The 25,423-nt window shown below is 40.3% G+C and carries 18 protein-coding genes; 8 read left to right on the top strand and 10 right to left on the bottom strand.

Translation table 11 applies throughout. From position 1 onward, the window contains the following. The first annotated feature begins 293 nt into the window (after nucleotides 1-293). The 3 genes from dnaQ to MXE38_RS02140 all read left to right on the top strand — a co-directional run bounded on the left by dnaQ (nucleotide 294) and on the right by MXE38_RS02140 (nucleotide 3,514). On the top strand, nucleotides 294-1,217 hold the full coding sequence (gene dnaQ / locus MXE38_RS02150) for a DNA polymerase III subunit epsilon (RefSeq protein WP_246910665.1): 924 nt from the start codon (nucleotides 294-296) through the stop codon (nucleotides 1,215-1,217). Between the two features lie 36 nt (nucleotides 1,218-1,253). Beyond that, nucleotides 1,254-1,847, top strand: a complete 594-nt coding sequence (gmhA, locus tag MXE38_RS02145; RefSeq protein WP_246910706.1) for a D-sedoheptulose 7-phosphate isomerase — start codon at nucleotides 1,254-1,256, stop codon at nucleotides 1,845-1,847. A gap of 398 nt (nucleotides 1,848-2,245) precedes the next feature. Continuing rightward, the gene (locus tag MXE38_RS02140; RefSeq protein ID WP_246910663.1) at nucleotides 2,246-3,514 is read left to right on the top strand and encodes a sugar ABC transporter substrate-binding protein; all 1,269 of its coding nucleotides are present in this window, start codon (nucleotides 2,246-2,248) and stop codon (nucleotides 3,512-3,514) included. Nucleotides 3,515-3,572: 58 nt separating this feature from the next. Here MXE38_RS02140 and MXE38_RS02135 read toward each other — a convergent pair whose 3' ends face one another. The 3 genes from MXE38_RS02135 to purM form a co-directional block, all read right to left on the bottom strand. Continuing rightward, on the bottom strand, nucleotides 3,573-4,397 hold the full coding sequence (locus MXE38_RS02135; protein WP_246910660.1) for a hypothetical protein: 825 nt from the start codon (nucleotides 4,395-4,397) through the stop codon (nucleotides 3,573-3,575). Between the two features lie 77 nt (nucleotides 4,398-4,474). Next, on the bottom strand, nucleotides 4,475-4,936 hold the full coding sequence (locus MXE38_RS02130) for a hypothetical protein (RefSeq protein WP_246910657.1): 462 nt from the start codon (nucleotides 4,934-4,936) through the stop codon (nucleotides 4,475-4,477). A gap of 116 nt (nucleotides 4,937-5,052) precedes the next feature. Then, a complete protein-coding gene (gene purM, locus MXE38_RS02125) occupies nucleotides 5,053-6,111 on the bottom strand; it encodes a phosphoribosylformylglycinamidine cyclo-ligase (RefSeq protein ID WP_246910655.1) in 1,059 nt (352 codons plus the stop codon). 358 nt (nucleotides 6,112-6,469) lie between these two features. Between purM and MXE38_RS02120 the strand changes: the two genes are divergently transcribed. Further along, the gene (locus tag MXE38_RS02120) at nucleotides 6,470-8,161 is read left to right on the top strand and encodes a DUF2066 domain-containing protein (RefSeq protein WP_246910652.1); all 1,692 of its coding nucleotides are present in this window, start codon (nucleotides 6,470-6,472) and stop codon (nucleotides 8,159-8,161) included. Between the two features lie 68 nt (nucleotides 8,162-8,229). Here the strand turns inward: MXE38_RS02120 and MXE38_RS02115 are convergent, their stop codons facing one another. After that, a complete protein-coding gene (locus MXE38_RS02115) occupies nucleotides 8,230-9,729 on the bottom strand; it encodes a M48 family metalloprotease (protein WP_246910649.1) in 1,500 nt (499 codons plus the stop codon). Between the two features lie 476 nt (nucleotides 9,730-10,205). On the opposite strand from MXE38_RS02115, the gene MXE38_RS02110 reads away from it, so the two are divergent. Further along, on the top strand, nucleotides 10,206-12,005 hold the full coding sequence (locus tag MXE38_RS02110; RefSeq protein WP_246910646.1) for an AI-2E family transporter: 1,800 nt from the start codon (nucleotides 10,206-10,208) through the stop codon (nucleotides 12,003-12,005). 185 nt (nucleotides 12,006-12,190) lie between these two features. Here MXE38_RS02110 and MXE38_RS02105 read toward each other — a convergent pair whose 3' ends face one another. Continuing rightward, complete coding sequence (locus MXE38_RS02105; RefSeq protein WP_246910643.1) at nucleotides 12,191-13,021, bottom strand: tetratricopeptide repeat protein; 831 nt, start codon at nucleotides 13,019-13,021, stop codon at nucleotides 12,191-12,193. 22 nt (nucleotides 13,022-13,043) lie between these two features. Further along, nucleotides 13,044-15,113, bottom strand: coding sequence for a DUF3413 domain-containing protein (locus MXE38_RS02100; protein WP_246910640.1), 2,070 nt, complete (start codon nucleotides 15,111-15,113; stop codon nucleotides 13,044-13,046). A 507-nt stretch (nucleotides 15,114-15,620) separates the two neighbouring features. Between MXE38_RS02100 and MXE38_RS02095 the strand changes: the two genes are divergently transcribed. The 3 genes from MXE38_RS02095 to MXE38_RS02085 all read left to right on the top strand — a co-directional run bounded on the left by MXE38_RS02095 (nucleotide 15,621) and on the right by MXE38_RS02085 (nucleotide 20,702). Next, the gene (locus tag MXE38_RS02095) at nucleotides 15,621-19,433 is read left to right on the top strand and encodes a vWA domain-containing protein (protein WP_246910638.1); all 3,813 of its coding nucleotides are present in this window, start codon (nucleotides 15,621-15,623) and stop codon (nucleotides 19,431-19,433) included. A 177-nt stretch (nucleotides 19,434-19,610) separates the two neighbouring features. Continuing rightward, complete coding sequence (locus MXE38_RS02090; protein WP_246910636.1) at nucleotides 19,611-20,108, top strand: hypothetical protein; 498 nt, start codon at nucleotides 19,611-19,613, stop codon at nucleotides 20,106-20,108. A 15-nt stretch (nucleotides 20,109-20,123) separates the two neighbouring features. After that, complete coding sequence (locus MXE38_RS02085; RefSeq protein WP_246910634.1) at nucleotides 20,124-20,702, top strand: hypothetical protein; 579 nt, start codon at nucleotides 20,124-20,126, stop codon at nucleotides 20,700-20,702. A gap of 204 nt (nucleotides 20,703-20,906) precedes the next feature. Here MXE38_RS02085 and rimI read toward each other — a convergent pair whose 3' ends face one another. The 4 genes from rimI to MXE38_RS02065 all read right to left on the bottom strand — a co-directional run bounded on the left by rimI (nucleotide 20,907) and on the right by MXE38_RS02065 (nucleotide 25,192). After that, entirely contained in the window at nucleotides 20,907-21,428 is a 522-nt protein-coding gene (rimI, locus tag MXE38_RS02080) for a ribosomal protein S18-alanine N-acetyltransferase (protein ID WP_246910632.1), read from the bottom strand. 32 nt (nucleotides 21,429-21,460) lie between these two features. Then, complete coding sequence (locus tag MXE38_RS02075) at nucleotides 21,461-23,566, bottom strand: hypothetical protein (RefSeq protein WP_246910710.1); 2,106 nt, start codon at nucleotides 23,564-23,566, stop codon at nucleotides 21,461-21,463. A 172-nt stretch (nucleotides 23,567-23,738) separates the two neighbouring features. Beyond that, a complete protein-coding gene (locus MXE38_RS02070; protein WP_246910630.1) occupies nucleotides 23,739-24,119 on the bottom strand; it encodes a VOC family protein in 381 nt (126 codons plus the stop codon). 86 nt (nucleotides 24,120-24,205) lie between these two features. Continuing rightward, nucleotides 24,206-25,192, bottom strand: coding sequence for an MBL fold metallo-hydrolase (locus MXE38_RS02065; RefSeq protein ID WP_246910628.1), 987 nt, complete (start codon nucleotides 25,190-25,192; stop codon nucleotides 24,206-24,208). Nucleotides 25,193-25,423: the final 231 nt, after the last annotated feature.

Genomic DNA, 25,423 nt, shown 5'->3' with positions numbered 1-25,423 from the left:
TCAACTATTTGATTAACCTGCTATTTAGTAGCCGTAAGCAACAAGAACCAAATCCCCTTAAATATCACTGTTTGACCCTCTAAAATTCGCTCAACTGATAATAAATAATCAACAAAATATGGGTTTTTTGTTAAAAATGACGCATGAAATTAGCATAAGCTAACTAAAAATAGTATCATTTGGGCTTTTAGATACTTTCAGCTAACATTAACTATACGTAGTATTATTACTAATACTCACCTGCTTTATTACAGGCTTGGTTATCTTTTTTCCATTTAGACGCACGAATTTTCATGAAAAGACAAGTAGCATTAGATACTGAAACTACAGGTAAGTCCGACGACGGCACTCCTGGAGATCACCGTATTATTGAAATTGGCTGTGTAGAAATTATTGATCGCAAAATTACTGGCCGATATCTACAACTTTACCTAAACCCTGAGCGTCCTATTGATGAGGAAGCTACCAAGGTGCATGGTATGACTTGGGATGATCTTAAAGATAAGCCTACATTTAAGGATGTATATTTACAGTTTATCGATTTTATTCGTGGCTCTGAACTCTTGATTCATAACGCAAAGTTCGATACCTCCTTTATGGATAAAGAGTTTGCTTTACTAGGCCTCCATGAAACCACTAAGGACATCGCTACTGTAACTGATACTGTGTCAGTGGCAATGACTTTACATCCAGGCCACCAAGTTAACTTAGATAATTTGTGTAATATTTTCGGTGTGAGCAACAAACACCGTGTACAACACGGTGCGCTATTGGACGCTCAATTGTTAGCCGAAGTCTATTTGGCCATGACTGGAGGTCAAACTGACTTTAAATTAACCATTGATCACTCTACAGGCCATATTAGTGAGTGGAAGCGACCAAATGGTTGTAAGCTTAAAGTAATGAGTGTGGAAAGAGCCCGTCACGCTCAGCACGTCGATACTATTTTTAATTTAGCCCAAAAAACTAAAATTGCCAGCAATGAAGACGGTGGGGCTGTAGCTGGTAGTAATTGGGGCCCTCAATTTAATATGCCTTTTTTAGAAAAGGGTAAAGAAGAGGGTAAAAAGGAATATCAAAACCGTCTTAAAGAACAAAAAGAATCTTTAATTGGTTCTTTATTAAGCGATCAAGAACAAGAAGCCTTGGCTAAAATTCAAAAAGAAGATGCTTTTGCCTATCAACATTGGGTTAATAGAGTGCAAGGCAAGGCTTAATTTTTTGCTAAAGACTTGAGGAAACATGCTATGGATATGCTGTCATTTAACGTACTAGATGATTTAAAAGAAGCTCAGCAAGTATTGGCTAACTACTTACAAGCCCCTGATACTAAGGAAAAAATTGAACAAGCTATTGATATGATGGCTACATCCATTAGCAATGGCGGTAAAGTAATTAGCGCTGGCAATGGTGGCAGTATGTGCGATGCCATGCATTTTGCCGAAGAGCTTACTGGACGCTATCGCTTAAACCGTCCATCATTAGCAGCAATTTCCATTTGCGATCCTTGCCATATTACCTGTGTAGGCAATGATTATGGTTTTGACTTTATTTTCTCTCGCTTCTTAGAAGGCGCTGCTTTTAAGGGTGATGTCTTTTTAGGTATTTCCACCTCAGGCAACTCCCAAAATATTATTGAAGCCTGTCGTGTGTGCAAAGAAAAAGGCATTAAGAGCATTTGCTTACTAGGCAAAGATGGCGGCAAGCTCAAAGACCTATGCGACATTCCTTTAATCGTACCTCATGATGGCTATGCCGATCGTATTCAGGAAATTCATACCATGATTATTCATATCTTTATTCGTGGTATCGAAAACCTCATCACCGATCCATCTTTAGGCCGCTAAAGCACCCCGCCTCTTATCGCCCACCCCTATTCCTAAGGAGCAAGCCCACCACTACAGTTACAGCTCTTGCTCCTTAATAGGGACTTTTGCCCCTCTGTAGCACTGCCGTGCCCCCAGCGCTGCACCAGCAATGCATCAGCGCTGTGCCAGCAATGCGTCAGCGCTGTGCCAGCGCAGCTCTGGCACTGCCCATTACTGTCCACACAACGCTACAAGGTGGCGCTGTGCGCAAACGATCACGCAAAATTGCGAACTTAATCGCATTATTATTGGTCAAATTGCAAAGATCACGAGCACAGTATAATAAGTGCCTTATAATGCAAATAATATTTTGCAACTTGTCACAGGAGGAAGTGCTTGTATGTTGTGCAATGGCATATAAGTACTGTTAATTTTCTATGAAACTAAAGTCCGCATTTACTGCCTTATTAGGCTCCACTTTATTATTAGGCGCTACTGCCGCTATGGCTGACACTCAAATTAAAGTTTGGTGTTGGGATGATCACTTCAACGTACCTGCTGCTCGTATGGCTGCTGAGCGCTACGAGGCTAAACACCCAGGTGTTAAAGTAAAAGTAGAATCAATTGCCCAGCCTGATATTATTCAAAAGCTAAATGCTTCTTTAGGTGCTAATAACACTCGTACCCTACCTGACGTAGTTTTAATTGAAGACTACCGTGTTCAAAACTTCCTTATTGGCTATGAGGGCTTTTTAAAGAGCTTGGATGGCACTATTGATGTGTCTAACTTTGCAGATTATAAGACTGCTGCCTCTAGCTATAATGGCAAGCACTATGGCGTGCCATTTGACTCAGGCGTAACAGCTACTTTCTTAAGAATGGATCTCTTTGAGCAGGCTGGTTATACCCTTGATGATTTCCAAGACATTACTTGGGATCAGTTCATTGAGATGGGTAAGAAAGTAAAAGAAAAGACTGGCGCATACTTACTTGGTTATGATCCAAGCGATTTAGGCATTGTGCGTGTCATGATGCAATCTGCTTCTTCTTGGTATACCAATGCCGACGGCTCTAAGGTATTAGTAACTAATAATGCTGCTCTTAAGGAAGGCTTAACTATTCTTAAGAAGCTGCAGGATGCTGATTTAGTTACTTACTACAATGGTTGGAATCAGTTATTAGCTACTTTCCAACAGGGCACTGTAGCTAGTGTAGTTCAAGGCTGCTGGATCACCCCTTCTATTCAGGCTAACAAGGAGCAATCAGGTAAGTGGAGGATTGCTCCACTACCAAAACTCTCTACCGTTGATAATGCTACCCATTACTCTAACTTAGGTGGTTCTCAATGGTACGTAAATGGCTATTCTAAGAATGCCGATGTTGCTATGGACTTCTTAAAAGAGACCTTTGCTAGCGATGAGTCCTTATTAAACGACTTAGTAACTCGTATTTCTTTAGTAAATTCCTTAAAGGATAGCTCTAAGATCTCTAACTACGATGTAAAAGATGAGTTCTTTGGCGGTCAAAAGATTTACTCTGATTTTGCTAAATGGAATAACCAAATTCCAGCTATTAGCTATGGCCCACACACCTATGCTATTGAAAGCATTTCTACCGAAGCTTTACAGCGTGTTTTAGGTGGTGAGGATATTGACAGCGTATTAAAAGATGCCCAAGTTAATGCTGAGATGCAAATCGGTCTCTAATTAATTCATTCATTAAAGCTTAATTTTCACAACAGGCCAAAAGATTTTGTCTTTTGGCCTATTTTTTGTCCTTATGCTTTTTGATTACCAACTCTACACCGCCACCGCCAAGCTTCACCTCATCATAGCCCTTAAACACAGCAATAACTAAGGCCAAGCCAATAGCTGAAATAGCAGCAATAGCTGTTGCTGTTAAAGCCGCTCCTAATGTACCCATAGCAGTACCTGCCGCACCTAAAGATACACCACCTGTAAAAGGTGCCAGCAAAGCTGCTCCGCTTAGACATAAAGCTAAAGTATTTAAGGAACCAGCTCCAATAGAGCGCAAGCCTTTTAAAGCCACTTTTAGTTTTTCAGCAAGCTCACCTTTAACAACAATGCGCTCAGCCCTATCTTTTTGTGCCTGGGCAAGCTCCTCTACGGTATAAACCACTACTGGCGCATAAAACTTAGGCTCATCACTATCACTAGCCCCAGCACAGGCCTCAGTATCAGCCCCAGCCCCATCTGACTGGACCGATGGCTCCATCAGTTTTGCCTCTTGCTCTGCACGAGCTCTAGGAGAGTCCTTGAGCACAGCCTTTAAGCGCTCAGCAACACTCTCAGGCTCCCGCTCATCTTGCAAATCGTTTTTTATTAAAGCGCTCAGTCGATCTTTAGCTAAGGCACTACTATTACAAGACTTATCTTTACTAGTCTTAGACTGCTGTTTCTTACCCTTGGCCTTTTGGTGGCAGTGCTCGCTACTAGCACAACTAGCGTCGCTAGTGCTGACGCTGGCGCAGCCTGAGCTGGCACTGGCACAGCCAGTGCTGCCAGTGCTGCCAGCGCTAGGGCTGGTGGTGGTGCTGTTTTTGCTGGTGTCTGAGCGCTTAAATAGCATAATTCTTCCCTCAAGAGACAAGGCCTTACAAAATCTTATCCCTATTGTCTCTAAATTTTCTTAGCTCAAACTTATTTTTAGATACGAGAATAAGGATTATCTTTGCCTTTGCTTTTGCCCTTTTTAATAAATGGTCTTTTAGTAGGAAAATCACGAGGTGTACCATTATATTGATTAGTTGCTTGCATGATTAAAGTTTGCGTACCACCATCATAAGACACGGTCTTGTAGCGACAACGGATACGATTAACCATACGAACTGAAATATGGGCAAGAGATAAAAAGATTAAAGGCAAGCAAAATAAGGCAATCAATCCTCCACAAATAATGGCTGATGGCACCATAATGGAAGGATAGTACATAGAAGCAAATAAAGAAATAAAAAGCAGAATAATACAAACTACTAATCGTGCAAAACTTTTACAGCCGTAATAAATACTAGGAGCTAATGATCCTGTAATTTTAAGGTCTTGAGCATCTTCATATAAAGCCATGGTTAACTCGGCTGTATTAGAGATATTTCTATAGTTCTTGGCCATAAGATCACCTCCTAAAAGTTCTTATATGTATATATAGCACATATACAAACAATAAAGGCACAATCTAATCTAGACTGTGCCCTTATCTAACTATACAAAACTATAAGGAAATTTCTTTAGTCTTGCATGTTTAAGATATTTACTTGCTTAGCGTCAGAGCATGGCTTGGTCTCAATCTTACCAGCAATCCAAGCATTCTCACCTTGAGCCTTTAAGACTTCAACGCACTTGTCGGCCTCAGCGGCATCAACTACTACAAACATACCTACACCACAGTTAAAGGTACGGTACATTTCGTAAGTAGAAACATTGCCCTTGTTCTTTAAGAACTCAAAAATCTCAGGCCACTGCCAAGTAGAAGCATCAATAGTAGCAACAGCATCAGCTGGTAATACACGTGGGATGTTCTCCCAGAAACCACCACCAGTAATATGAGCCATTGCGTGAACGTCTACTTGCTTTAATAACTCTAATAAAGGCTTAACATAGATTCTGGTTGGCTCCATAACTGCATCAGCTACAGACTTGCCAGAAGGTAACTTGTCCTCATTTGGCTTAACCTCAGCTACCTTTAAAATGTGACGAATTAAGGAGTAGCCATTAGAGTGAGGGCCGCTAGAGGCGATAGCAACAATAGTGTCACCTGCCTTTACCTTGGAACCGTCGATGATCTTAGAGGCTTCTACTACACCTACGCTAAAACCAGCTAAATCGTAATCACCAACTTCGTACATGCCTGGCATTTCAGCGGTCTCACCACCTACTAAAGCGCAGCCAGCCATTTCACAGCCATTAGCAATACCAGTTACTACAGAAGCAGCAACGTCTACATTAAGCTTACCTGTTGCATAGTAATCTAAGAATAAAAGTGGCTCAGCACCTTGTACAATCAAATCATTTACGCACATTGCAACTAGATCTTGACCCACAGTATTGTGGCGCTCTAAATCAATTGCTAGACGTAACTTAGTACCTACACCATCGGTTCCTGATACTAAAACTGGCTCAGTATATCCCTTTGGAATACGAGTTAATGCACCAAAGCCACCTAAGCCGCCAATAACCTCAGGACGGGTTGTGCGCTTAACAGGGCCTTTAATACGCTCTACTAACTCCTCACCAGCATCAATATCTACACCAGCATCTTTGTAGGTTAAATTGGTTGCCATGTTCATTGCCTCAAATACATCAAGAAAAAATTGATGGCTAATTATACAAGATATATTGCAATATAGAGACATAAGTTGCCAAACTTATCGGCTTTTTTAACATAAAAACAGCAAAAATGCTTTTTAAATTGATATCTTTAAATCTCAAAAGCAATTATGGACTGTAAGTCATGATAATAATGGCATTGTAATTGCCTAAAATTCAAAGTTGAATTTACTCGTATGCTATTATTAGCTCATATAGCATTGTTTACTTGCCTTGCACTATGGCCTGCAAACAAGTAATTAGATTAGTTTACTTGATCCCTACAGCGACCTCATAGAGCACCTTTTATCTTATGAGAATAATTAAGGAAGCACTAATATGCTTAACTATAAGTTAACACTACTTGCCAGTTCACTTACTCTAGTGCTTGGCTCTTGCGCTGCAGCAAGTGCTCAACCTACTAATTATCAAATTACTTCTGACAATTTAATCAATCAAGAGCAAGCCAACTACACCATTGAGATGGCCCAGCAGCCTCAAAAAGCACAGCCACAATCTGCCACTCAAGCGCCCGCCCCTGCTCAGGCTCAGCCTCAGGCTCAGGCACAGCCTGCCCAGACTGCCAAGGCAGCTCAGGCACCTGTAATGGAGCAGATTGCTCAGCCAAGTCAGGCAGAGCTCAATAATCGCTCTTATGTAAAAGACCAGCTTTATCCTGCTACTAATGACAGTTATGGCCGTGGCGCTTTTACACCTGTTAACTCTAATGAGCAGATGAACAATAGCCAGCCTGGGTTTACTTTTGAAAACCAAAGTGCACCTAATGCCAATGCAGCTAATGCTAACAATTTGGGCCCTGAAAATGCTGAGACCTTAGGCGTATTAAATGGCGGCTATGCTACTGAGCGTATTCAAGAGGTCAGTGTTCCAATTTTAACTACTTTTGATAATGCTGTTTTAGATGGCTTTAAGAGCTTAGAAAGTGGTATTACTTTAGGCATGGGACAAATTAGCAATCTAACTATTGATGAGATTGCACCTGCTTTACGTAGCTTTACCTCAGATGCTGATGGTAATTTAGTCTTACGTTTTAGCCTTCCTATGGCTGAGGCTATTTTAAAGAAACAAGGTGCCGCCTCCTGGCAAGGTCTATCTAATCCTGTATTAGTATGGATGGTAGGCTTGGATGGCCAAAGCAATGGCACTAATATGAGTGTAGTTAGTGGTCAAAATCTCTCTAGCTTTGCTCAGGCTATTATGGCAGCTACTCCAGATTACAAATACCGCCTCATGTTCCCTATTTTTGACTTAGAGGAAATGAATAAGGTTAAGGTCACTACTATTCTTGATCATGAGGATGAAGTGCTAACCAAGGCCTCAGAGCGCTATGGTGCAGACTTCTTTATTAGCGCAGCCATTAGTAGCGTTCCTAATGAAAGCGGCATGACTTTTAAGTGGAATTTATTTAATCGCTATGGAGAAAATATAGCCCAGTCTTCTATTTCTGGATTAATGGATGAGGTAGCATCCTTAGGTGCGGGCGATATTGCACGTGCGCTAATGACCTATCAATCTAATCTAGAGGAAAAAGAGACTCCATCAGCCTTACGTCAAAACAATGTAGATATCGATATGTTAGGCCCTGGTGAGGGTTTTGTACGCTTACGTATTGCTAATGTTAAGAGCCTCCAAGATTTACAACATATTAGACAAGCCTTTGTAACTTATGGCTTTGATGGCGATATTCGCATTGTTGGTTATGACAATAATATGTTAGTAATGGAAGTTGCTACTAACTCCAGTGCCGATAATCTCTCTGGTACTATGCGTCACTCAGGTGAGTTCCAGTATATTTCTCCTTGGATCTTTAGCTTTACAGGCAATGAGTATATTCGTCCACCACATATGAGCAATTTAGGCCCTGCCAATAAGGCTCGCCCTAACTCTCAAATCAACCCAGACAATGTAACTCCAGCCTATAGCATCAATATCAAAGATGCTCGTGATGTTGGCCAAGGCGAAGGCTTACCTAATCGTAATGCCCCTGCAATCCAAGGTCGTACCTTGTAATAAAGCCTACAGCCTCAAGCTAACAGCTTAACAAAAGGGGAGTGAGCATATACTCACTCCCCTTTTGCTTATTTATTAATTAAAGACTCATCAAAAGCACGTTGTACCGAAATTTGCGAGACTCGAGCTTTAATGCGTTCACGGGTCAGCATATCCGAGCATTCTCTTAAAGCTTGAGAATATAAGCTAATAGACTGCTGATACGCAGCACTAAGCGCATAAATTTCACCTCTGGTTTGCATAGCAGCGCATTTGTCTCTAGTTTTACTTTGGGCATACTCAAGCAGACTTAAAGCTAAGACATCATTAGGCTTTTTGTTAAGATAATTGTTTAGCAATTTGATGGCCTTATCAAATTGAGCTGTCTCATTATAAGCACTAGCTAAATTGACCACTACTACTTGGTTGTTAGGCATAATGCGATATTGACCAAGCAAGCGATCAATAGCAGCTGAGGCGTGGCCCCGCTTTAAATCGATATCAGTTTTTAAGTCTAAAACAAATAAGCTATGGTTAAGAGTGCTAGGCAATTTATCTAAATAAGCTAAAGCATTTTGATATTGCTCCAACTCAAAACTTACTAAAGCTAAGGCATAGTTAATATAAACAGAGCTCTTCTTATCAAGGTTTTGCTTTAAGACCTCTAATAATTGCTCATAATCAGCCTTGGTACTCAAGCCCTCATAACGCACTAAAATTCTAGCCTGAGCCATATCATAATCAGGATTAGTGGAATTCTTTCTACTTGGATATTGGCTAGCACGTGTTTGGGCCTCAGCAACACGAATCTCAGATAAAGGGTGATCTATGAGCAGCGTAAATACAGGATTAATATTACCCTGTTGTGAGAGCAGGCGCTTGAACATATCCACAGCGCCATAAGGATTCATACCTGCTTTATACAAAAGGGCTATGCCGATACGATCGGCCTCATATTCATTATCTCTCGTAAAATTAATACGGCTTTGTAATTGAGCTCCCATGGTAGTGGAAACAGCGGCCATACCTATAGCAGGATTAACAATAGACATCACTACTGCACCTATTAGACCTGCCATGGACAATTGATTAGCTACCACCATACTTTCTACAAAGCGGGCAATATGTCTTTGAGTAACATGAGAAATTTCATGAGCAATAACTGAGGCAAACTCATCTTCAGTTTGTGCATATTTAAATAAGCCCGTATGAATAGCTACCTTACCACCTAAAAAGGCAGAAGCATTTAAAGTGCTATCTTTTACGACGAAGAAGGTAAAAGGAAAGTTTACATTATCAGCATGAGAGAGGAGTTTATTACCTAAAGTAGTCACATACTCATTAAGCACAGGATCATCTAAAACAGGTAAATAAGCTCTAGCACTGCGCATAAAGAAATCACCAAGAGCCATTTCTTTAGGCACACTAATACCTCTTACACCAGCTGTGCCTAGTTGAGGAATCATAATATCCTCATATGAATTGGCATAAGCATTAGTAGCAATAGAGCTTAAGCCCAAACAACTAGCCACACTCAAGGCAACTACTTTAAGCTTAAGAGATTTAAATGTTCTTAGTGCTTTGTGCATAAATCCACCACCTGGCCTAAAAGCAAAGACATTGTCTTAATTATACAAAGCTTTTTCTTAGCAAAATCAACAACAGCCCTAATGGGGCACGCCCCTTAATAATAGCAATCATAATTTAGCCACAAGACAGCACCTAACATACTAAGCTCTTAAAGATGACAAGCTATGGCCATAGAGCCAAATGGCCAGATGGCCAAAGGCTATAGTCCATAGGCCATAGAGCTCAACGGCCCCTAAGTCCCTATGGGCTATGACTCCATGGGCCTATGGCCCTGCTTACAAGCTTTACCAGTCTTTGATCTGTACTAGCTATATAGATAGATAGCTTAAAGATGGCTTTATTTAAGCCGTTTTTACAGCAAGTACTATTAATATTGCTGTTAGTAAGATAGACTATCATTCGCTATTTTGTTTCATTTATCATTAGTTTTTTATACAAAAGCTGTAATTTTTAGAGCCAGGAACTCTCATTAGGCATGTTCACTCTATTACAACGCTGGTATCAGCGACACTTTTCCCAACCTGGAACGATTGAGTTTGCTCTTGTTTTAATTGTTAGTTTTATTATTGTTTACTACTTTATGTGGCTAGTAGGCCCTATTGTGGTAGCGCTGTGCTTTGCCTTTTGCTTAGACTGGCCTGTAGTAGCCATGCAAAATCGCTTTGCTCTTTCTAGAAAAATAGGCTCTATCATTGTTATGCTGGTTTTTAGCTCCTTGCTAACTTTAACCACTATTTGGTTAGTACCAAATGTAGTTAAGCAAGGTGCTGAGTTTTATAACTCTATTGTGGCTTTTAGCATGGATGATGGCTCACATAAAAGCAAAAACCATAATGAAGTAACAGGTGCAACCCCTGTCAGCTCCAATAAAGAGCTAGTCTTTGATGAGAGTAATATCAGTCCTAAGATTAATAAACCATTAGCCACTGGCTCTCTTGGCGGTGCCTTAGCTCAAAACGATCCCAAACATTTAGAAAGTGCTAATAGCGCCCGCTCAGCTAGCAGCGCCGCAGGCAGCGCTGCAGGTAACCCTGCTAGCAACGCCACTAGCAGTGCCGCAGGCAGCGTAGCAGGCGATGCTTTAGCTAGTAACAAGAGTGATAGCCAAATAGGTAAGGACAAGGCTGAGGATAAAGCTGAAGCTGGAGCTACAGTTGAGATTATCGCTGAGGCTAAAGCAGGGGATGGGGATGAGGATGATAAACAAAGTGCCAATACCAAAAGAGAGACTACTATTGTTTATATAGCCCCTACTAATAATGACAATAATAGCCATAATTTGAACTCTAATGAGCAAATGGTTAAGGCTGTAGCTAATGCTGCCATGGTAGCTGCTGAAATTGAACAGGCTAAAAAGAAAGAACAGACTTCAACAGCATCTAGCGATAAAGACTCAAATGAAGGCCCTGACTACCATATTACTTTGATTAATGGTGCAGGCAATATTAGCTTAGATAGCAATGATGTTAATCAATTTACTATGACAGCCAACGATTTTGATAATCGCCTGGCTAAACAACTCTATGATGTAGTGCTAAGTATGCCTGAGCCTCTGCCTAGCATGTTAACTTTAAATTTGATTAAAAATAGTGTTCGATCTGCTCGTGTGGCTGCTACTAATAAAATGGCCGATGTGATGCGCACTCAATTAATGCCATCAGTAGTTAATGCCTTTACTTGGTTAGTCTATGCTCTGATTGTGCCTATTTTTACTTTCTTAATGCTCTATAACAAAGAACTACTACAAAATAGAGCTAAGATCTTTATTTTGCCTAATAATCAACAATTAATGAGAAAGTTCTGGCCAAGCATGCATGCTCAAATTGCAGGCTACATTAGAGGCAAGCTCATGCATATTACCATTATTGCTATAGCTAATACTTTAGCCTTTATGCTTTTGGATATGAATTACGCTCTGTTATTAGGCGTAGGTGTAGGCTTATCAGTAGTGATACCTTATGTAGGTGCTGTGATTATTGCTGTACCTGTAGTGATGGTTGCTATCTTCCAATTTGGCTTTTCTAGCACTTTAATTTGGGTACTAATCATCTACACCATTATTCAACTATTAGACAGTAATGTCCTAACCCCTATGCTCTTTTCTAAAGCCATGAATTTAGATGCTTTTTCTATCTTGGCTGCTATTTTAATCTTTGGTAATTTATGGGGCTTTTGGGGCGTATTCTTTGCTATTCCTTTAGCAACCTTTGTTAAAACTCTGATTGTAGGTTGGCCAAATGCCGAGCCCAGCCACCCAGACGAACAAAGAATTTAGCGCAAGGTCTAAGCCCTAAAAGCAGCGCCTCTGGGCGCAGCTGAGGCGCAAGCGCCAGCGCTAGCCTAGCGCCTGAGCCTGTGCTAGCTTCTAAGCTAGCGCTGGAGCGGGCGCTGGTAAGAAAAATAAAAGCCCGTAATACTTAATAAGTAATACGGGCTTCTTTTTAGCAAAGTTTTAGCCTATTAATACATAATGGTATAGAGCTTACGACGGAAGGCGCTTTGGTTTGGATCGCCATCCATGGTGCTTAAAATATCCATAAAGGTCTTTTTAACCTCTTCTTTAGCTAAACTAATCTTAAGCTTAGCAAAGAGAATATTTAAAGCCTCTTCTTTCTTACCAGCATCAGCAAGGGCAATAGCATAGGCTACCGCATTTTCATCAGAGTCATCTTGCTCAAACTTAGCTTGTAACTCTAAAAGCTCTGGAGAGTTTTGAGCCTGCTCTGCTAAGGTAAGAGCAGAAATTAACTGCTGGTACTCTGGAGATTGTTTCTCCTCACGACCTAAATTATCTAATAACTCATGGGCAGCCTTAGTATTCTTAACGCCAATGAGCATACGAGCATAAATAAAGCGATAGCTTAAATTAGAGTTATCAAGATTAAAGGCCTCACTAGCTTTAGCTACAGCTACTGATAAATCACCAGAAGCCTCAGCTTGTAGTGCCTCTCTCATTAAAAGATCGCCTGCACTTGGAATAAATTGATTTAAAGTATCTTGTAAATTAGTGATGATATCCTGACCCTCTAACAGAGCAGCAGGCATACCCTGATCAATAACTACTAAGGTAGGAACAGTACGTAATTGTATTTGACTAGCAAAAACTTGCACCATGCGATCTTGCAGATCGCACATGACTAAAGACACATACTCATTAGTATCAGAAATAGCAGAGGTTAAAGCTGTTTTAGCACTATCACAAGATGGGTCTTGGTCGAAGAATAAGCAAAATAATGGCTTTTGCATGGAGGACTTTAAAGTCTGCTCAAAGTTTTCCTGAGTTAAATACATTTTTAGTTTAAATCCTATATTACTATCGTAAGAAACGGTTAAGATCGCGGGTAGCCTCAATCAAATTCTCTAAATTTGGCCGTACTTGCAAACGCTCGCTATGACTTTCTACATAAGACTCGCCATCTTGAGAATAGATTACATTATCATCTTTACCCACTAAAATCAGCATTTGAGAGTTATCTACTATCAAGAACTCTCTTTCACCTAAATTCTTTAAATTTAAGCCTAAAGTATAGTTACCAGAAGGAGTAGTAATACTTACTACATCCTGAGCTACAGTAGCAAAAATATCAATATGAGAAGATAAGATCTCGTTATTGCGAGCCTTTCTTTGCTCATCTGGCCACAGCACGATCATTGGTACATGTTGTACTACCCGATCAAAGCGCTGATTACCACTCTTAAGTAAGCTATTACCCTCGGTTGAGGTTATCACTACAGTGGTATTTTTTAACAGCCCACTATCCTCTAAAGCCTCAATAAAGGTTCCTAACATGGCATCTACATAGCGTAGATTATGCTCATAAATAAGCATAGAGCGAATTTGTGCATCGCCTGCAAATAAGTAATTATCCTCTGAATAAGCAGGAAGCTGACATTGAGCATTTTCAAACCAAGCGCCATAACGATCAACAATAGCATCGTTAGAGCTTAGGTGCTTATTAGTATCTTTAAGCACTTTTGGCTCTTGTTCCTTGGGCAAGATTACAGGGTCAATCACATTAATATCATGCAAAAGCTCATCTTTAGTAGTTAAAGTTTCCTCAGTTAAGACATTATCTTTAACAGGTAAACAATCTTGGAAGAAAGACTCCTCTTTACGCAAGTCATTTACTACCAAAGTCATAGCAAATGGCCTTGGATCTTGCACGCTATAAGAATGGATCTGCTCTAAAGCATTAATAAACATCTCTTTAGCATTATGATTAACGCTTAATTGTGGAGCTCTCAAGGTAGAGTTGTTCAGCAAATTACGATAATAAGCGTTTTTCTTTACTAAAGGATTAGCCGTATCATCATTAGGGCTAAGAGCTTCTAAGCCTTGCTTGTCACTAACTAAAATACGTCGTACATAATCTTGGCGATACATTTCATCTACAGTAACAGGCAAGATATTAGATGAGAACAAGGCACGACGGTATTGCAGCGGCAAGCCATAATTTAAAGAAAACACATTATCAAGCTCATTAGGATAGAGTAAATAATGCTCCTCGAAACTTTGACCCTCATCTTTAAGAGCTAACAATTTAGGAGTATTTTCACTACTCATATCGCCATAAGAAAAGCGATTGATAGTAATAACTAATAAGTTCTGAGCTTTAGCACTATCATCAATATTAATAGCTGATAATGGATAGCGAATGTACTCGCCTTTGGTAACAGATTCGTAATTAAGCTCGTCTTCACTAAGCCAACCGTGAGAGCTCAAAAATGACTTAGCAGTCATTGGATAATGAGCAGGGAAGGTTGAGCGTAATAAAGTAATACGGTCATACTTGTAAGCATCAGCCCAAATATGTATTAAATGCGAGCTAATAAAACAAGCACCAAGAATTAATAAAATAGATTTTACTAATTTTGGATGATGGGCCTTATACAAAGAATGAGTAGTAATCTTGGCAAAAGCATACTCAAGACCAGCAACAATAGGCACAGCTATGAAGAGGAAATTGTAATTTAGTCCTGTATCAAAATTTAACTCGCGCAAAATGAGGTTAATGGCCGTATAACTCAAGTGCACTTTAACCATTAAATAAATCTTGAGATCAAACAAGACTACAGCATGGCAGACCACAGCTAAAATTACTGCCAATACTCGGTAATATCTAAAATTGCCAATAAAAGCCAGGGGAAAGAAGATCACCAAAAAGACCACAATAGTTAAAAAACTCATGTGGCCCAAGCAGGTCAAAACCAGGTAAACAAAACTTAAAAAGTTTGGTGATGGTGGGGCGGCATATACATAGCCAAAGCCTAAAAAACAGCTTAGCAGTATATTGATAAAGATAAAGTAATGCCCCCAAGAAAGCGAACGTGAGACCTGCTCTCTATAGGAGAAACGTTTAAATGGGTTTAATTGTACGGCCATAGCAAGCAAATACCTTTGCTCTATTTTGATAAGCAAAACCAAACTACAGCCTTACCTAGCTGTAAGTGTTCTTTGCATGAATTTTAGCACAATTAATCTAATAGCTAAGCTTAGCAAGCTGACACAGGTCATACGTTGAACAATTTAGATAGTGTCTAAACCTTACTTAGTTCCTAAGACTAATATTCATACTATTCTATATATCTGCTTTAGCACATAAGCTAGTTAACCTTTGATTTGCGCTTATTTAAGCTAAAAATCATCCAATTAAGCAAAACGTGATCTACTAGACATTTTTTTATAAAAACACCTACCAAGCCTTATTACATCAGGCTGCGCTCGCCAATTTCATACCTATACTTTTAATACTAACCATAGCGTGCTCCCAGTCCTGCTCCCACCTCCTTTTTACAATGGCCAGATAGAAAAAAGAGTAGAGGCTTGTTTGATGCATTTACAAGCCTACTTTTAAGTTATTAATACTAAAGTGGCTTTAATGGTGCAGCTATGTCTTATTTAAAAACTATTGAAGAAATTGCCTCTAACTATGCTCGTAAACTGGGAGTAAATGTTAAATTTGCCTCCAACTTAGCTTATAGCACCCAAGATACCATTGTTTTACCACGATTAGAGCAGCTTGATGGCATATCAGAGCGCTTGTTATATGGCCTGATGACACATGAGGCAGGACATATTCACTATAGTGACTTCAAAGTATTTGGCACCATTACTAATCCTATTTTGCAAGAAATGGTTAATGCCTTAGAAGACTGCCGCATTGAATATCTGATGGGAAAAAACTATATCGGAGCTTTTGAGAATTTAAACTTTGTTAACCAATGCATATATTGCAAGCAATGGGAGCAACATTTTAAGCAAGCCCCTAAGAGCAAAATTAAGCTTATTATTTTGTATTTAATTGTCCAAACTCAAGCTTATAGCCTGCACTATAGCAATGCTGATGAATTAGCTTTACTGCTAAAGGAAGAACTAAGCTGTTTAATCAATCCTGAAAAAGTAGCGCTCTTAGAGGACTTTACTCATGATGTGGTGGCACAAGCTGATACTAATGGTATTTATCAGCTTGTAAGTGATATTTATGAGCTTTTTGCTACCGAAAACTTCTTTGTACCTAATTTTGAGCGCTTTGTACTAGCCAATAATACTAATAGCACCTTTGATCTCAATAATGCTAAAGCCTTAGCTAAGCTGTATGGACAATCATTTAGCGCTCCTACCTTAGGCCCACAAAAAGAAGCTTTAGATATTTGTTCTTGTGAAAGTCTCATTGCAAAATCAGGTCTTAACCTTAGTGAAAGTGAGGTCAACGAGCAATTTATTCCTGAATTTATTGCCCCTTCCATCCCTGAATATAACGACGATATCGTTAATCTTAAGTACATGGTGCAATGTACCTCTCTTGATGATATCAACCAAAGCCATGAGCTATCTAATAATGCTGTAGGTAATTTGCAAGAAGCCTCTTTTTTATGCAAAAGCACAGCTAAACGTGAGCGCATTTACAACCAGAATTTTCCGCTTGCCAGCTTCACAGACCAGCTACAAACATTGCTTAACCTAGACGAGCAAAACTCAAGTACCAGCGCTAGCGCACGAGCTAGCGCTGGCTCTTGCGCTTGCTTGAACGCCAGCTCAAGCGCTGCATCTTACTCAAGCACTGCATCTTGCTCTGGCGCTAACGCCAGTGCTAGCACCCGTGCTAGCACTAAAGATGGGCTTGGCTCTGCTGCAAAGACAAAGGCAAATACCAAGCTTAAGGGTAAAGGCTCTAATAATGACACTGATAAGTGCATTGACCACACCAAAGATCATTGCGCTCCTCTGGATACGAGATTTAATCCCCTTTATGGCCCTTATAAAGATAAAGTAAGCCTACTTAAGGCCATCAACTTATACCAACTTCATTTAAGACTTAATTCTGATACTTACACTGACTCTAATAGCCAGGAATTTATCAAGCATAATTTTAATGTTTTAACTAATGAAATAGAGCTTACCCCTCAAGAGCAAGATATTTATGAGAGATTAATTAAGCCTAATTTATCGCTAGAACTAGCCACCCGCATTTTATTAATGCAAGTAGCTAATCCTATGCGCTATCGCATGCTCTTGCGCTATGTAAACCTGCCTCACTTTTACCAAAGTACTGAGGATATTGACGCTTTTGTAAACATTCAAAACCAGCGCTTAGCATATATTAATAAGTTAAGAGCTATCGAGATTAATGCTCCTACTACTTTCTATGACATGAAAGAGTTAACCACTCTTTTTAGAAAAGACTTTAACTACTTAAAGACCTATTACTCTAAGAAAAATAATCCCGTTATTGTGGCCAATATTCTAGAGGCAATTAGTGAGCGTAACTGTTATATCCCTACTTTTATCTACGATCAAAGCTTTGATGAGACCAAGCTTTTATCTTTAGACTCTGGCTATCACTTTAAATCTAAGCCTAATAGCTTCCAAGATGAAATCATACTTAAGCTTATGCATCAGCGCTTAGCTGCTCAATACCAGCGCAAAGAAGCTATTTTAAAAGAGCTCCATCTTTATGATGAGTACAACATTGATCCAAAGTTAACTATTGATCCTTTGTTGTATTGTAAAGATAGCAAGGGGCGGGTGTATCTTAAATACTACTATGAGCGTACCTTAGCTGCTCTTAGCGCTTGGTTACAATGTGGCCTTAACGATCAACAACAAACCATACCTATGGTAGTTGATCGCTACTTTTTTGTGCCTATTTCTAACTATCATCGCTTGCACCACAATTTTGTTTACCGTGGTAAGGCTACTCATAATAGCAACCAAAATAAAATGGCTAAAAGTGCTAATGGCCACTTTATTGATGAGCTTTTTAGAAACACCCAGGCTCTCTCCTCCTGGTCAATCCAGGCTAATCCTATTAGTGAAACTAGTGCCTTTGGCCAAAAGTCACTAGAGGAGTTAGAGCAAGGTTATAAGCGCTTGTCTATGGAGCAAAAGAGAGCCAACTCTCTTTACATGCGCTATACCCGATTTATTAATAATATAGCTTTTAGCAATAACCAAGAGCAGTGTAATTTCCACAAAACACTCTTAAACCACTATGAAAGTCATAGCCTCAATTTAAGAGATCCTCGTGCTGAAAATTCCTTTACTGATGCCTTAGTAGAATATTACTTTGATACTTACCAAGAGCTCTTTGATGGTGAGCCAAACACTGCCTCTAAACCTAATCAGAAAAGTAGTCCCAACAATCTTTTAGAAAACTACCGCTCTGATTTGGTCAAAGCTCTGCCTCAAACTAATAACTCTATGGAGTCTGTAAATTCCAAGAGCCAGAGCTCATCGCAACAGCAGCATTGTTCCTTACCTAAAATCACTTTTGATGCTTTAAGAGAAAAGGACTTTAATGCCTTGTTGTGCAACCTTAGTCGCTCTCGTGATTCTAATAGCGCTAGCTGGCTTCGTAATAAGCAACATATCTACGATAGGCTAAGTGACCAACAGGTAAAGACCTTTATCAATGGCTTACTAAAAGAGGAGCAAAAGCATTTTATTGCTGATGTAGTTAAAAATCTTGGCAAGTTAAGAGAACTGCTAAGCGAGCGTTTAATTGCTTATTTTAGTGCGCAAGAAATTTCTAATTCTCACGGCAAGAAGATTGATATGAGAAAAGCTCAGTTTATTGAACTGGGCGAGCAAAAGATCTTTAAGCAAAAAGAGATGGTGGCTAAAACTGATACCTTGGTTCATTTATTAATTGATGTTTCTAGCTCCATGAGTTCTAAAGAAAACTTTTTTGATAAAGAACTCAAGTTTAATCCTGATAGCGCAGGCTATATTGCCTGCCAAAGCGCTTTAAACATAGCTTTATGCTTACAGAACATCGATAAAGTAAGTTGTGAGGTTACCTACTTTCCTGGAGCTGCCCCTGATGAGCCTTATCTGCAAGTGCTTTATGAACATGAAAAGGCCAGTGATCAGGCTAAGTACTTCTTACAAATACCACGCTATTACACGCCTACTGCTTTAGCTATTAACTATGCTTTGCAACGCATGAAGCATCAGGAGTATAGACGCAAAATCATCATTCTCATTACTGATGGTATGCCTGATAGCCCTTTGGACACCGTTAAGGCCTTTAATCAAGCTAAAAAGCAAAAAGTTGAAATTTATAGCTTAGGTATTTTCACTAACGACAACATTATCGGCCTGATAAAAAGCATTTTCCCCGATATTACCACTTTAAAAGACTACCACGAGCTACCTGAGGTTTTATCCCACCTCATAGCCCAGCGCTTTGCCAATAACTAAGCAAGCGTCCGCCCCTACCCTATCCTGCACCGCAATGCCCCGTATAGCAGTGCAGGCTAGGGCCAGGGCCAAGGCCAGAATGGCCCTTGGCCATTCTTGGCCCATGTCATGTTTGTATTACCTGTATTTAATCACTATGGAGGATATAGGCAGCCTAGCAAGCTGACCTAACATATTATGAGCTTATCAACTATTTTTCTTGAGCACCCACTAAACCCATTAGAGCTCAATCTTGATTTAGACGAACGTTTAAGACGATATCAGCTTAAAAATCAGGTGCCTAATATGGCTCAGCAATCTGACTATCAAGCTGTATACGAAAGCTGCGACCAAGTAATAACACCACCACCTAGCAAGCTAAAACAGCATTTTGAGCGCTTTACCAATCTGTGTATGACTCATCTGAATAAGATTATTGGTCTGTCACTAACCTTGTTTGTTTTTTGCTTTGCCACCTCTGCCTATGTGGTTTATTTAGAGCCCATGATCTATAACGGCCCTAATCACTTACAAGAACTAGCAGACCTTAAAAGCAGCCAAGCTATAACTGAGCTTAGCACTGCCGTGCCTGAAAGCAGTCTTGTGGCCCCTAAGAGCAGCACAGCGGTGAGCGAGAGCAGTGCTGCTAAGAGTGAGTGCGGAGCTAATGACCCTAAATTAAGCTCATTGAACTAATTAGGAGAGTCGATTATGGCTGTAACTAAAAAACGCTACTTGCATCATTACGTATTAACCATGCGTATCTTTCCTAATGATGAACAAAAGAACATTATTGCTTCTAATATGCTGGCCTATAAAACTATCTACAACTATTACGTTTCTAATGGCATTTTTTGCTCTAGAGTAGGCTTAGAGAACTTGCCTGAAATGTTAGTAGATCAACAGATTAATCTTGATGATATTGAGCCTACAGTGATTCAAAATGCGATCTCTAAGTATCAAAAAGATTGGACTACCTTTTTAAGTAACCCTGCTCTTAATCCACCTAGCTTTATCAATAAAGAGAGCTTTCAATTAACTGCCAAATACCCTCAAGAAGGGGACATTATTCCTAACATTTTTAATAGTTCCTGCTGCTTGCAGGCCCCTAAAGGTAAATTCCTTAATTTACCTAAAATAGGCAAGGTAATTAGTACTGGTTCTCGTCAAATTGTAGAGAATATTTTAAATATGAAGGAGGTCTTGGTAGGAAGGGTAATGGTTTATCAAGATTTGCCTAAATACTACTACACTAAGCTCTATTTATCCTCAAACTACCCTTTTAGATAGCTAAGACACTTAGGTTTTAGTAGTTGAGCTTGGATGGAGATTACGACATGGAGGGAAGTTAGTTTTAAACGAGCTTTTGATTATGGCTGCTCAATTGACCCTACCAAGCTCAATGAAGTGCACTTAGCTGAGCTAAGTCTATGAAGCTGTTTTTTGAGGGAAAATCCCCCAAAGGCTACTAATGGCCTTTGGGGGTTATTATTTTTAAACCTTTAAAAAAGGATCGTTCATATCGATCTCTTCAAGATTACAAGCCATAGTATAAGCATCCTCAGCAGGATGCTCTGAGGTGGCGGCATAATAGTTCTTGCGAATTCCTGTAATTTGAAAGCCATAGAGATCGTATAAATATAAGGCTACTTCATTAGAAACTCTAACTTCTAAATAGCAGTTTTTAGCCCCTAGCTCTTTGCTTAATTGTAAGCTCTTTAATAACAGCTTATGGCCAAAACCTAAGCCCTGGTATTTCTTTAAAATACCAATGGTATAAATCTCAGCTTCATCAAAGATAATGCAGATAACGCAAAAGCCAATCAGCTCATTGTTAAGATAAAGACCTATACAACGGCAATTATCGGTAAAACACTCCATGAGCGAATCATAAGTCCAGGGATCATCATGAGCACTAGCCTCAATAAGCATGAGCTGCTCAACCACCTCTTTTGAAGGTTCACTAATAATGTCCCAGGTAAGCTTTTCTTTTAGAGCGTGACGGCGTGATCCCATAATTATTATTTAGCCTCAATATCTGCTATTAATTAGCCTTTAGCGCTTAAATTAATGTTTCTAAAACTAAATTCAGCTTTAAGCCACTTCCATAATGACTGCTTATCAGCACCATAGACAAAGACATGATCGCTAGGTAGAGGATCAAAGCGATAAGGAAGCAGAATAATGTCATTCCTATCGTATAGGCACATGTTATTGAATAGCATAATCCTAATACCACGAACAGCGAGTGTTTTCATTAAATTATGAAGATAGTCAAATCTCTGATCTATCATGATATACAAATCAGCATCAGGTCTATAAGTTAAGCCATTAGGCAATGGCTGTTCCCAATACTGATCTTGCGTACTTGGAGCTACATAATTGCCATAAAAAGCGCCCATATGAGGTCTAGGAGCTACAGGCATGTTCATATAATTAAACTGCTGTCCCTGTCCCATAGCCATCATAGCTCTTTGTTGTTGCTCCATGGCCATTTGTTGCTCTAGAGCCATTTGCTGTTCCATAGCCATTTGCTGAGCCCAGGCTCTTTGAGCGGCATTAGCGGCAGGATCAAAGGCATCATATGGCATTCCATATTGAGGCCCTTGTGGAGCGCCATACTGTAGCCCATTACTACCTTGCGGGCCCATGGCACCATATTGAGCTTGAGGGCCTTGTGGAGCGCCATACTGTGGCCCGTTAGCACCATATTGAGCTTGAGGGCCCTGAGGAGCACCATACTGTGGCCCATTAGCACCTTGTGGCCCCATAGCACCATATTGAGCTTGAGGGCCCTGAGGAGCACCATACTGTGGCCCATTAGCACCTTGTGGGCCCATAGCCCCATATTGAGCTTGAGGGCCTTGTGGGGCACCATAGTGCGGCCAGTTACCACTTTGTGGGCCCATAGCACCATATTGAGCTTGAGCTCCTTGTGGAGCACCATAGTACGGCCAGTTACCACCTTGTGGGCCCATAGCGCCATATTGAGGGCCATTGGCCATTGGCATATTCATAGGTGCGCCCATAGAACCTTGAGTTCCATATTGAGCTCTATTAGGCACAGCATATGGCGGCATATTGCCACCTTGCGAGCCCATAGCCCCATATTGAGTACCATTGGCCTCAGGAGCTCCCATCTCACCATACCTAGGATCATATTGAGGCTTAGCAGACATTGGTACTGTACCTTGTCTATAGCCCCTGACCTGACCTCTACCTTGTCCCTGACTCTGGCCTTGGCTAAAGCCTTGGGCTTGGCCTTGGCCCTGGGCCTGACGCAAGCGCTGGCGCTGCTGCTGACCATAGCTTTGATTCTTGCCTGGACGCTGAGGTAGCCCTTGAGCTTGAGATTGGTCAAAGCTAGAAGTTGACCACTGCCCTTGAGCATTATTACTCATGGTACGAGCTGCATTAGCCTGGGCTTGAGCCTGAGCTTGCCTGTCATATATATAAGATACGTTATTAGGCGCATTTTGGCTTCTATTAGCCATATTAGGGGCGGGCGCTGCTACAGCTTGTTGCTGAGTATTAACTTGATTGCCCCCTAAAGACTGCACAGACAATGGAGCCACCTCAGAAGACTGAGTCTGACGGCCATCAAGTGCTATCTTGGAGCTATTTGTCTCTGGTAGCGCACCAATAACTTGTGCTGCACCAGGAACGCCAGGAACACTAGTAACACCCTGAGTTGCCACTCCTATAGGCATAGCCTCTGGTACAGCGCTAGGAGCTTGAGCAATAGCAGGGCCTTGGCCTTGAGCCTGGCCTGGAGCTGGTAAGCTGTTGAGCTTGGTCTCAAGATCATAAATTTCATGATTAAGGCCATTAATATTGTCTTGGCAAGCGGCTATGTCATCATTTAGCTGAGCTTGATTACGAGTACAATTGTTTTGTTCTGTGACCAATAAGCTCTTAATGGATGCTATGTTGTTGCGCTGCACCTGGAGTGCTTGCTCATTTAGCTTGCCATCTGTAGGCTGATTTTGCTTGAGATTTGCGCTCTTAGCATCATTTTCAGGCACCACCTTACTCTCAGTCTCGACTATAGATGGTAATCTTTCAGGCCCTGATGATTGCTCAAGGTAATCTTCAGGCACTACAGCAAATACTGTCGATGGATTTACTTTCCAGGTAATATTAGTTTTTCGCATAATGAGCAATAGTTAATCAGGGCATATTATTGCCAATATCAGACATAGGAAAGCACACGAATACAATAAAGGCGCTCTTTCCTATATCCGCTACCAGATAAGGCATATAAGACCAAACCCTACTCATAAAACGACTAAGGCTTGGCCATATCACTAATAACAGCTTGAGCTCTTATTTTTTAACAGGCAAGATCTCGATCCAGTAATCATCAGGATCATGAATAAAGTACAAGCCCATCTTTTCATTTTCGTAACAAATGCAGCCCATTTCTCTATGGAACTCACGCACTTGATCATAGTCTTCGCTAACACGGAAACATAAGTGGCTCTCGTTATCACCAAGCTCATAAGGCTCAGTACGATCTTTTAAGTAGGTAAGTTCAAGAGCAAAGCCAGTTTGCTGATCACCAAGATAAACTAAAGTAAAAGAACCATCGGAGGCTTCCTTACGACGCACTTCCTCTAAACCTAAAGCTTCCTTGTAAAAAGCAATAGAGCGGTCAAGATCAGTGACATTAATATTGAAGTGATCAAAACGAGCTGTAATCTTCATGAAAAAATCCTCAGAAAACTAAGTTAAGCTGTTTAATTTTAACTTTAATTTGAGCCTATACCTAAAAAATTACTCTTATTTTAATCTTACGCACCAAAGTTAATAAGAGCACAATCTCCACTATTATGAGGGAGCCACACTTGCAACTGTTCTTTAGAGGCGCTCTTAGACAAGCTAAGATTATAGATACGCTCTTTACCCTCTTGGTCATAGCTAATAGGACAGGAGCTAAAGAGTTCATTTGATTTGAGCTCTGAGAGTACCTCTTGTGGCTTTTCAATCACATGCATAGGGACTAGCAACTGATAGTTAATCTTGGCAAAAAATTCTTGTGCACCTGCGGCAATATTCTTTTGCATACGAGGATCAACAGGAAATAATACGACATCAAAATAAGACTCGTGACGCTCAATAAAAGCTAACTCTTTTAAGAAAAAGTCATGAGCTTGAGTTATTTCTTGAGGAGTGCTTTCCTCTTGCCAATGCCAATAGTTAAAATCGCCAGCATGAAATAAAGAAAAATTATGTTCAGGCACATGAACAGCAAAAGAGCCGCCCACATCAGTGGAGCCATAGGCGTTAATTTTAATTAAATCATCCTGATAGCTTTCACCTTTGGCAAGAAAAGTAAGCTCATTGACATAAGGGGCACAAACTTTACGACGATATTTTAAGATATCACTGGATAAAATGAGCTTTACCTCAGGGAAAGTACTCTCTTGTGCTCGTCTTGCTTTGGCATAATCCAAGATCTTAAAAATAAAAGGCAAGAAATGATCTTTATGAAAATGGCTTGCTAAGACATAACAAGGCTTATCTAAATTCACAATTAAAGAGCCTAAAGTGCCTGGATTGGAAGTATTAGGCGCAGAAATCTCTAAGCTTTCAAATTTTTCTATGTCATCTTGCTCAACTAATTGATCGCTACCTAAAGGGCCAATGGCTCTGGCTAAGCCACCCTTGTCATAAAAGCTTGAACTAAGATCATAGCCATCAAGAAAATAATCAAATACTACATAACACTTCTCACACTCAAGTAAAAAACCGCTGTGATAAAGATAAGTTAGCTTCATAAAATTCACGCCTTTTAGAATGTGCCAGTACTTACAGAAGCCATAGCTCTGCTCTTGTAAGAGGCAAGAGCTGGGACTGTGCCTTTATGCTTGCCAAAGGCAGGCCGTTAGGCTGTGCCCTGATGCTTGCCAGAGGCAAGCTGTTAGGCTGTGCCCTGGCGCTTGCCTTGTGGTCTTAACTCTTAAATGACTATTATGCTAAACCTAGTTCTTATGACCAGTATTAGCCAA

This window comes from Anaerobiospirillum sp. NML120448, assembly GCF_023050945.1.
Taxonomy (GTDB): Bacteria; Pseudomonadota; Gammaproteobacteria; order Enterobacterales; family Succinivibrionaceae; genus Anaerobiospirillum.
The sequence above is the reverse complement of the archived record's forward strand: the minus strand, read 5'-3'. Positions and strand labels throughout refer to the sequence as shown.

What these genes read in the sequence shown, in the direction of transcription:
- MXE38_RS02085 (WP_246910634.1), top strand. Translation starts at nt 20,124, where the DNA reads ATGGCTGTAACTAAAAAACGCTACTTGCATCATTACGTATTAACCATG.
- MXE38_RS02140 (WP_246910663.1), top strand. Translation starts at nt 2,246, where the DNA reads ATGAAACTAAAGTCCGCATTTACTGCCTTATTAGGCTCCACTTTATTA.
- MXE38_RS02110 (WP_246910646.1), top strand. Translation starts at nt 10,206, where the DNA reads ATGTTCACTCTATTACAACGCTGGTATCAGCGACACTTTTCCCAACCT.
- MXE38_RS02090 (WP_246910636.1), top strand. Translation starts at nt 19,611, where the DNA reads ATGAGCTTATCAACTATTTTTCTTGAGCACCCACTAAACCCATTAGAG.
- MXE38_RS02120 (WP_246910652.1), top strand. Translation starts at nt 6,470, where the DNA reads ATGCTTAACTATAAGTTAACACTACTTGCCAGTTCACTTACTCTAGTG.
- dnaQ (WP_246910665.1), top strand. Translation starts at nt 294, where the DNA reads ATGAAAAGACAAGTAGCATTAGATACTGAAACTACAGGTAAGTCCGAC.
- MXE38_RS02095 (WP_246910638.1), top strand. Translation starts at nt 15,621, where the DNA reads ATGTCTTATTTAAAAACTATTGAAGAAATTGCCTCTAACTATGCTCGT.
- MXE38_RS02100 (WP_246910640.1), bottom strand. Translation starts at nt 15,113, where the DNA reads ATGGCCGTACAATTAAACCCATTTAAACGTTTCTCCTATAGAGAGCAG.
- MXE38_RS02130 (WP_246910657.1), bottom strand. Translation starts at nt 4,936, where the DNA reads ATGGCCAAGAACTATAGAAATATCTCTAATACAGCCGAGTTAACCATG.
- MXE38_RS02105 (WP_246910643.1), bottom strand. Translation starts at nt 13,021, where the DNA reads ATGTATTTAACTCAGGAAAACTTTGAGCAGACTTTAAAGTCCTCCATG.
- MXE38_RS02075 (WP_246910710.1), bottom strand. Translation starts at nt 23,566, where the DNA reads ATGCGAAAAACTAATATTACCTGGAAAGTAAATCCATCGACAGTATTT.
- gmhA (WP_246910706.1), top strand. Translation starts at nt 1,254, where the DNA reads ATGCTGTCATTTAACGTACTAGATGATTTAAAAGAAGCTCAGCAAGTA.
- MXE38_RS02070 (WP_246910630.1), bottom strand. Translation starts at nt 24,119, where the DNA reads ATGAAGATTACAGCTCGTTTTGATCACTTCAATATTAATGTCACTGAT.
- MXE38_RS02135 (WP_246910660.1), bottom strand. Translation starts at nt 4,397, where the DNA reads ATGCTATTTAAGCGCTCAGACACCAGCAAAAACAGCACCACCACCAGC.
- MXE38_RS02065 (WP_246910628.1), bottom strand. Translation starts at nt 25,192, where the DNA reads ATGAAGCTAACTTATCTTTATCACAGCGGTTTTTTACTTGAGTGTGAG.
- MXE38_RS02115 (WP_246910649.1), bottom strand. Translation starts at nt 9,729, where the DNA reads ATGCACAAAGCACTAAGAACATTTAAATCTCTTAAGCTTAAAGTAGTT.
- rimI (WP_246910632.1), bottom strand. Translation starts at nt 21,428, where the DNA reads ATGGGATCACGCCGTCACGCTCTAAAAGAAAAGCTTACCTGGGACATT.
- purM (WP_246910655.1), bottom strand. Translation starts at nt 6,111, where the DNA reads ATGAACATGGCAACCAATTTAACCTACAAAGATGCTGGTGTAGATATT.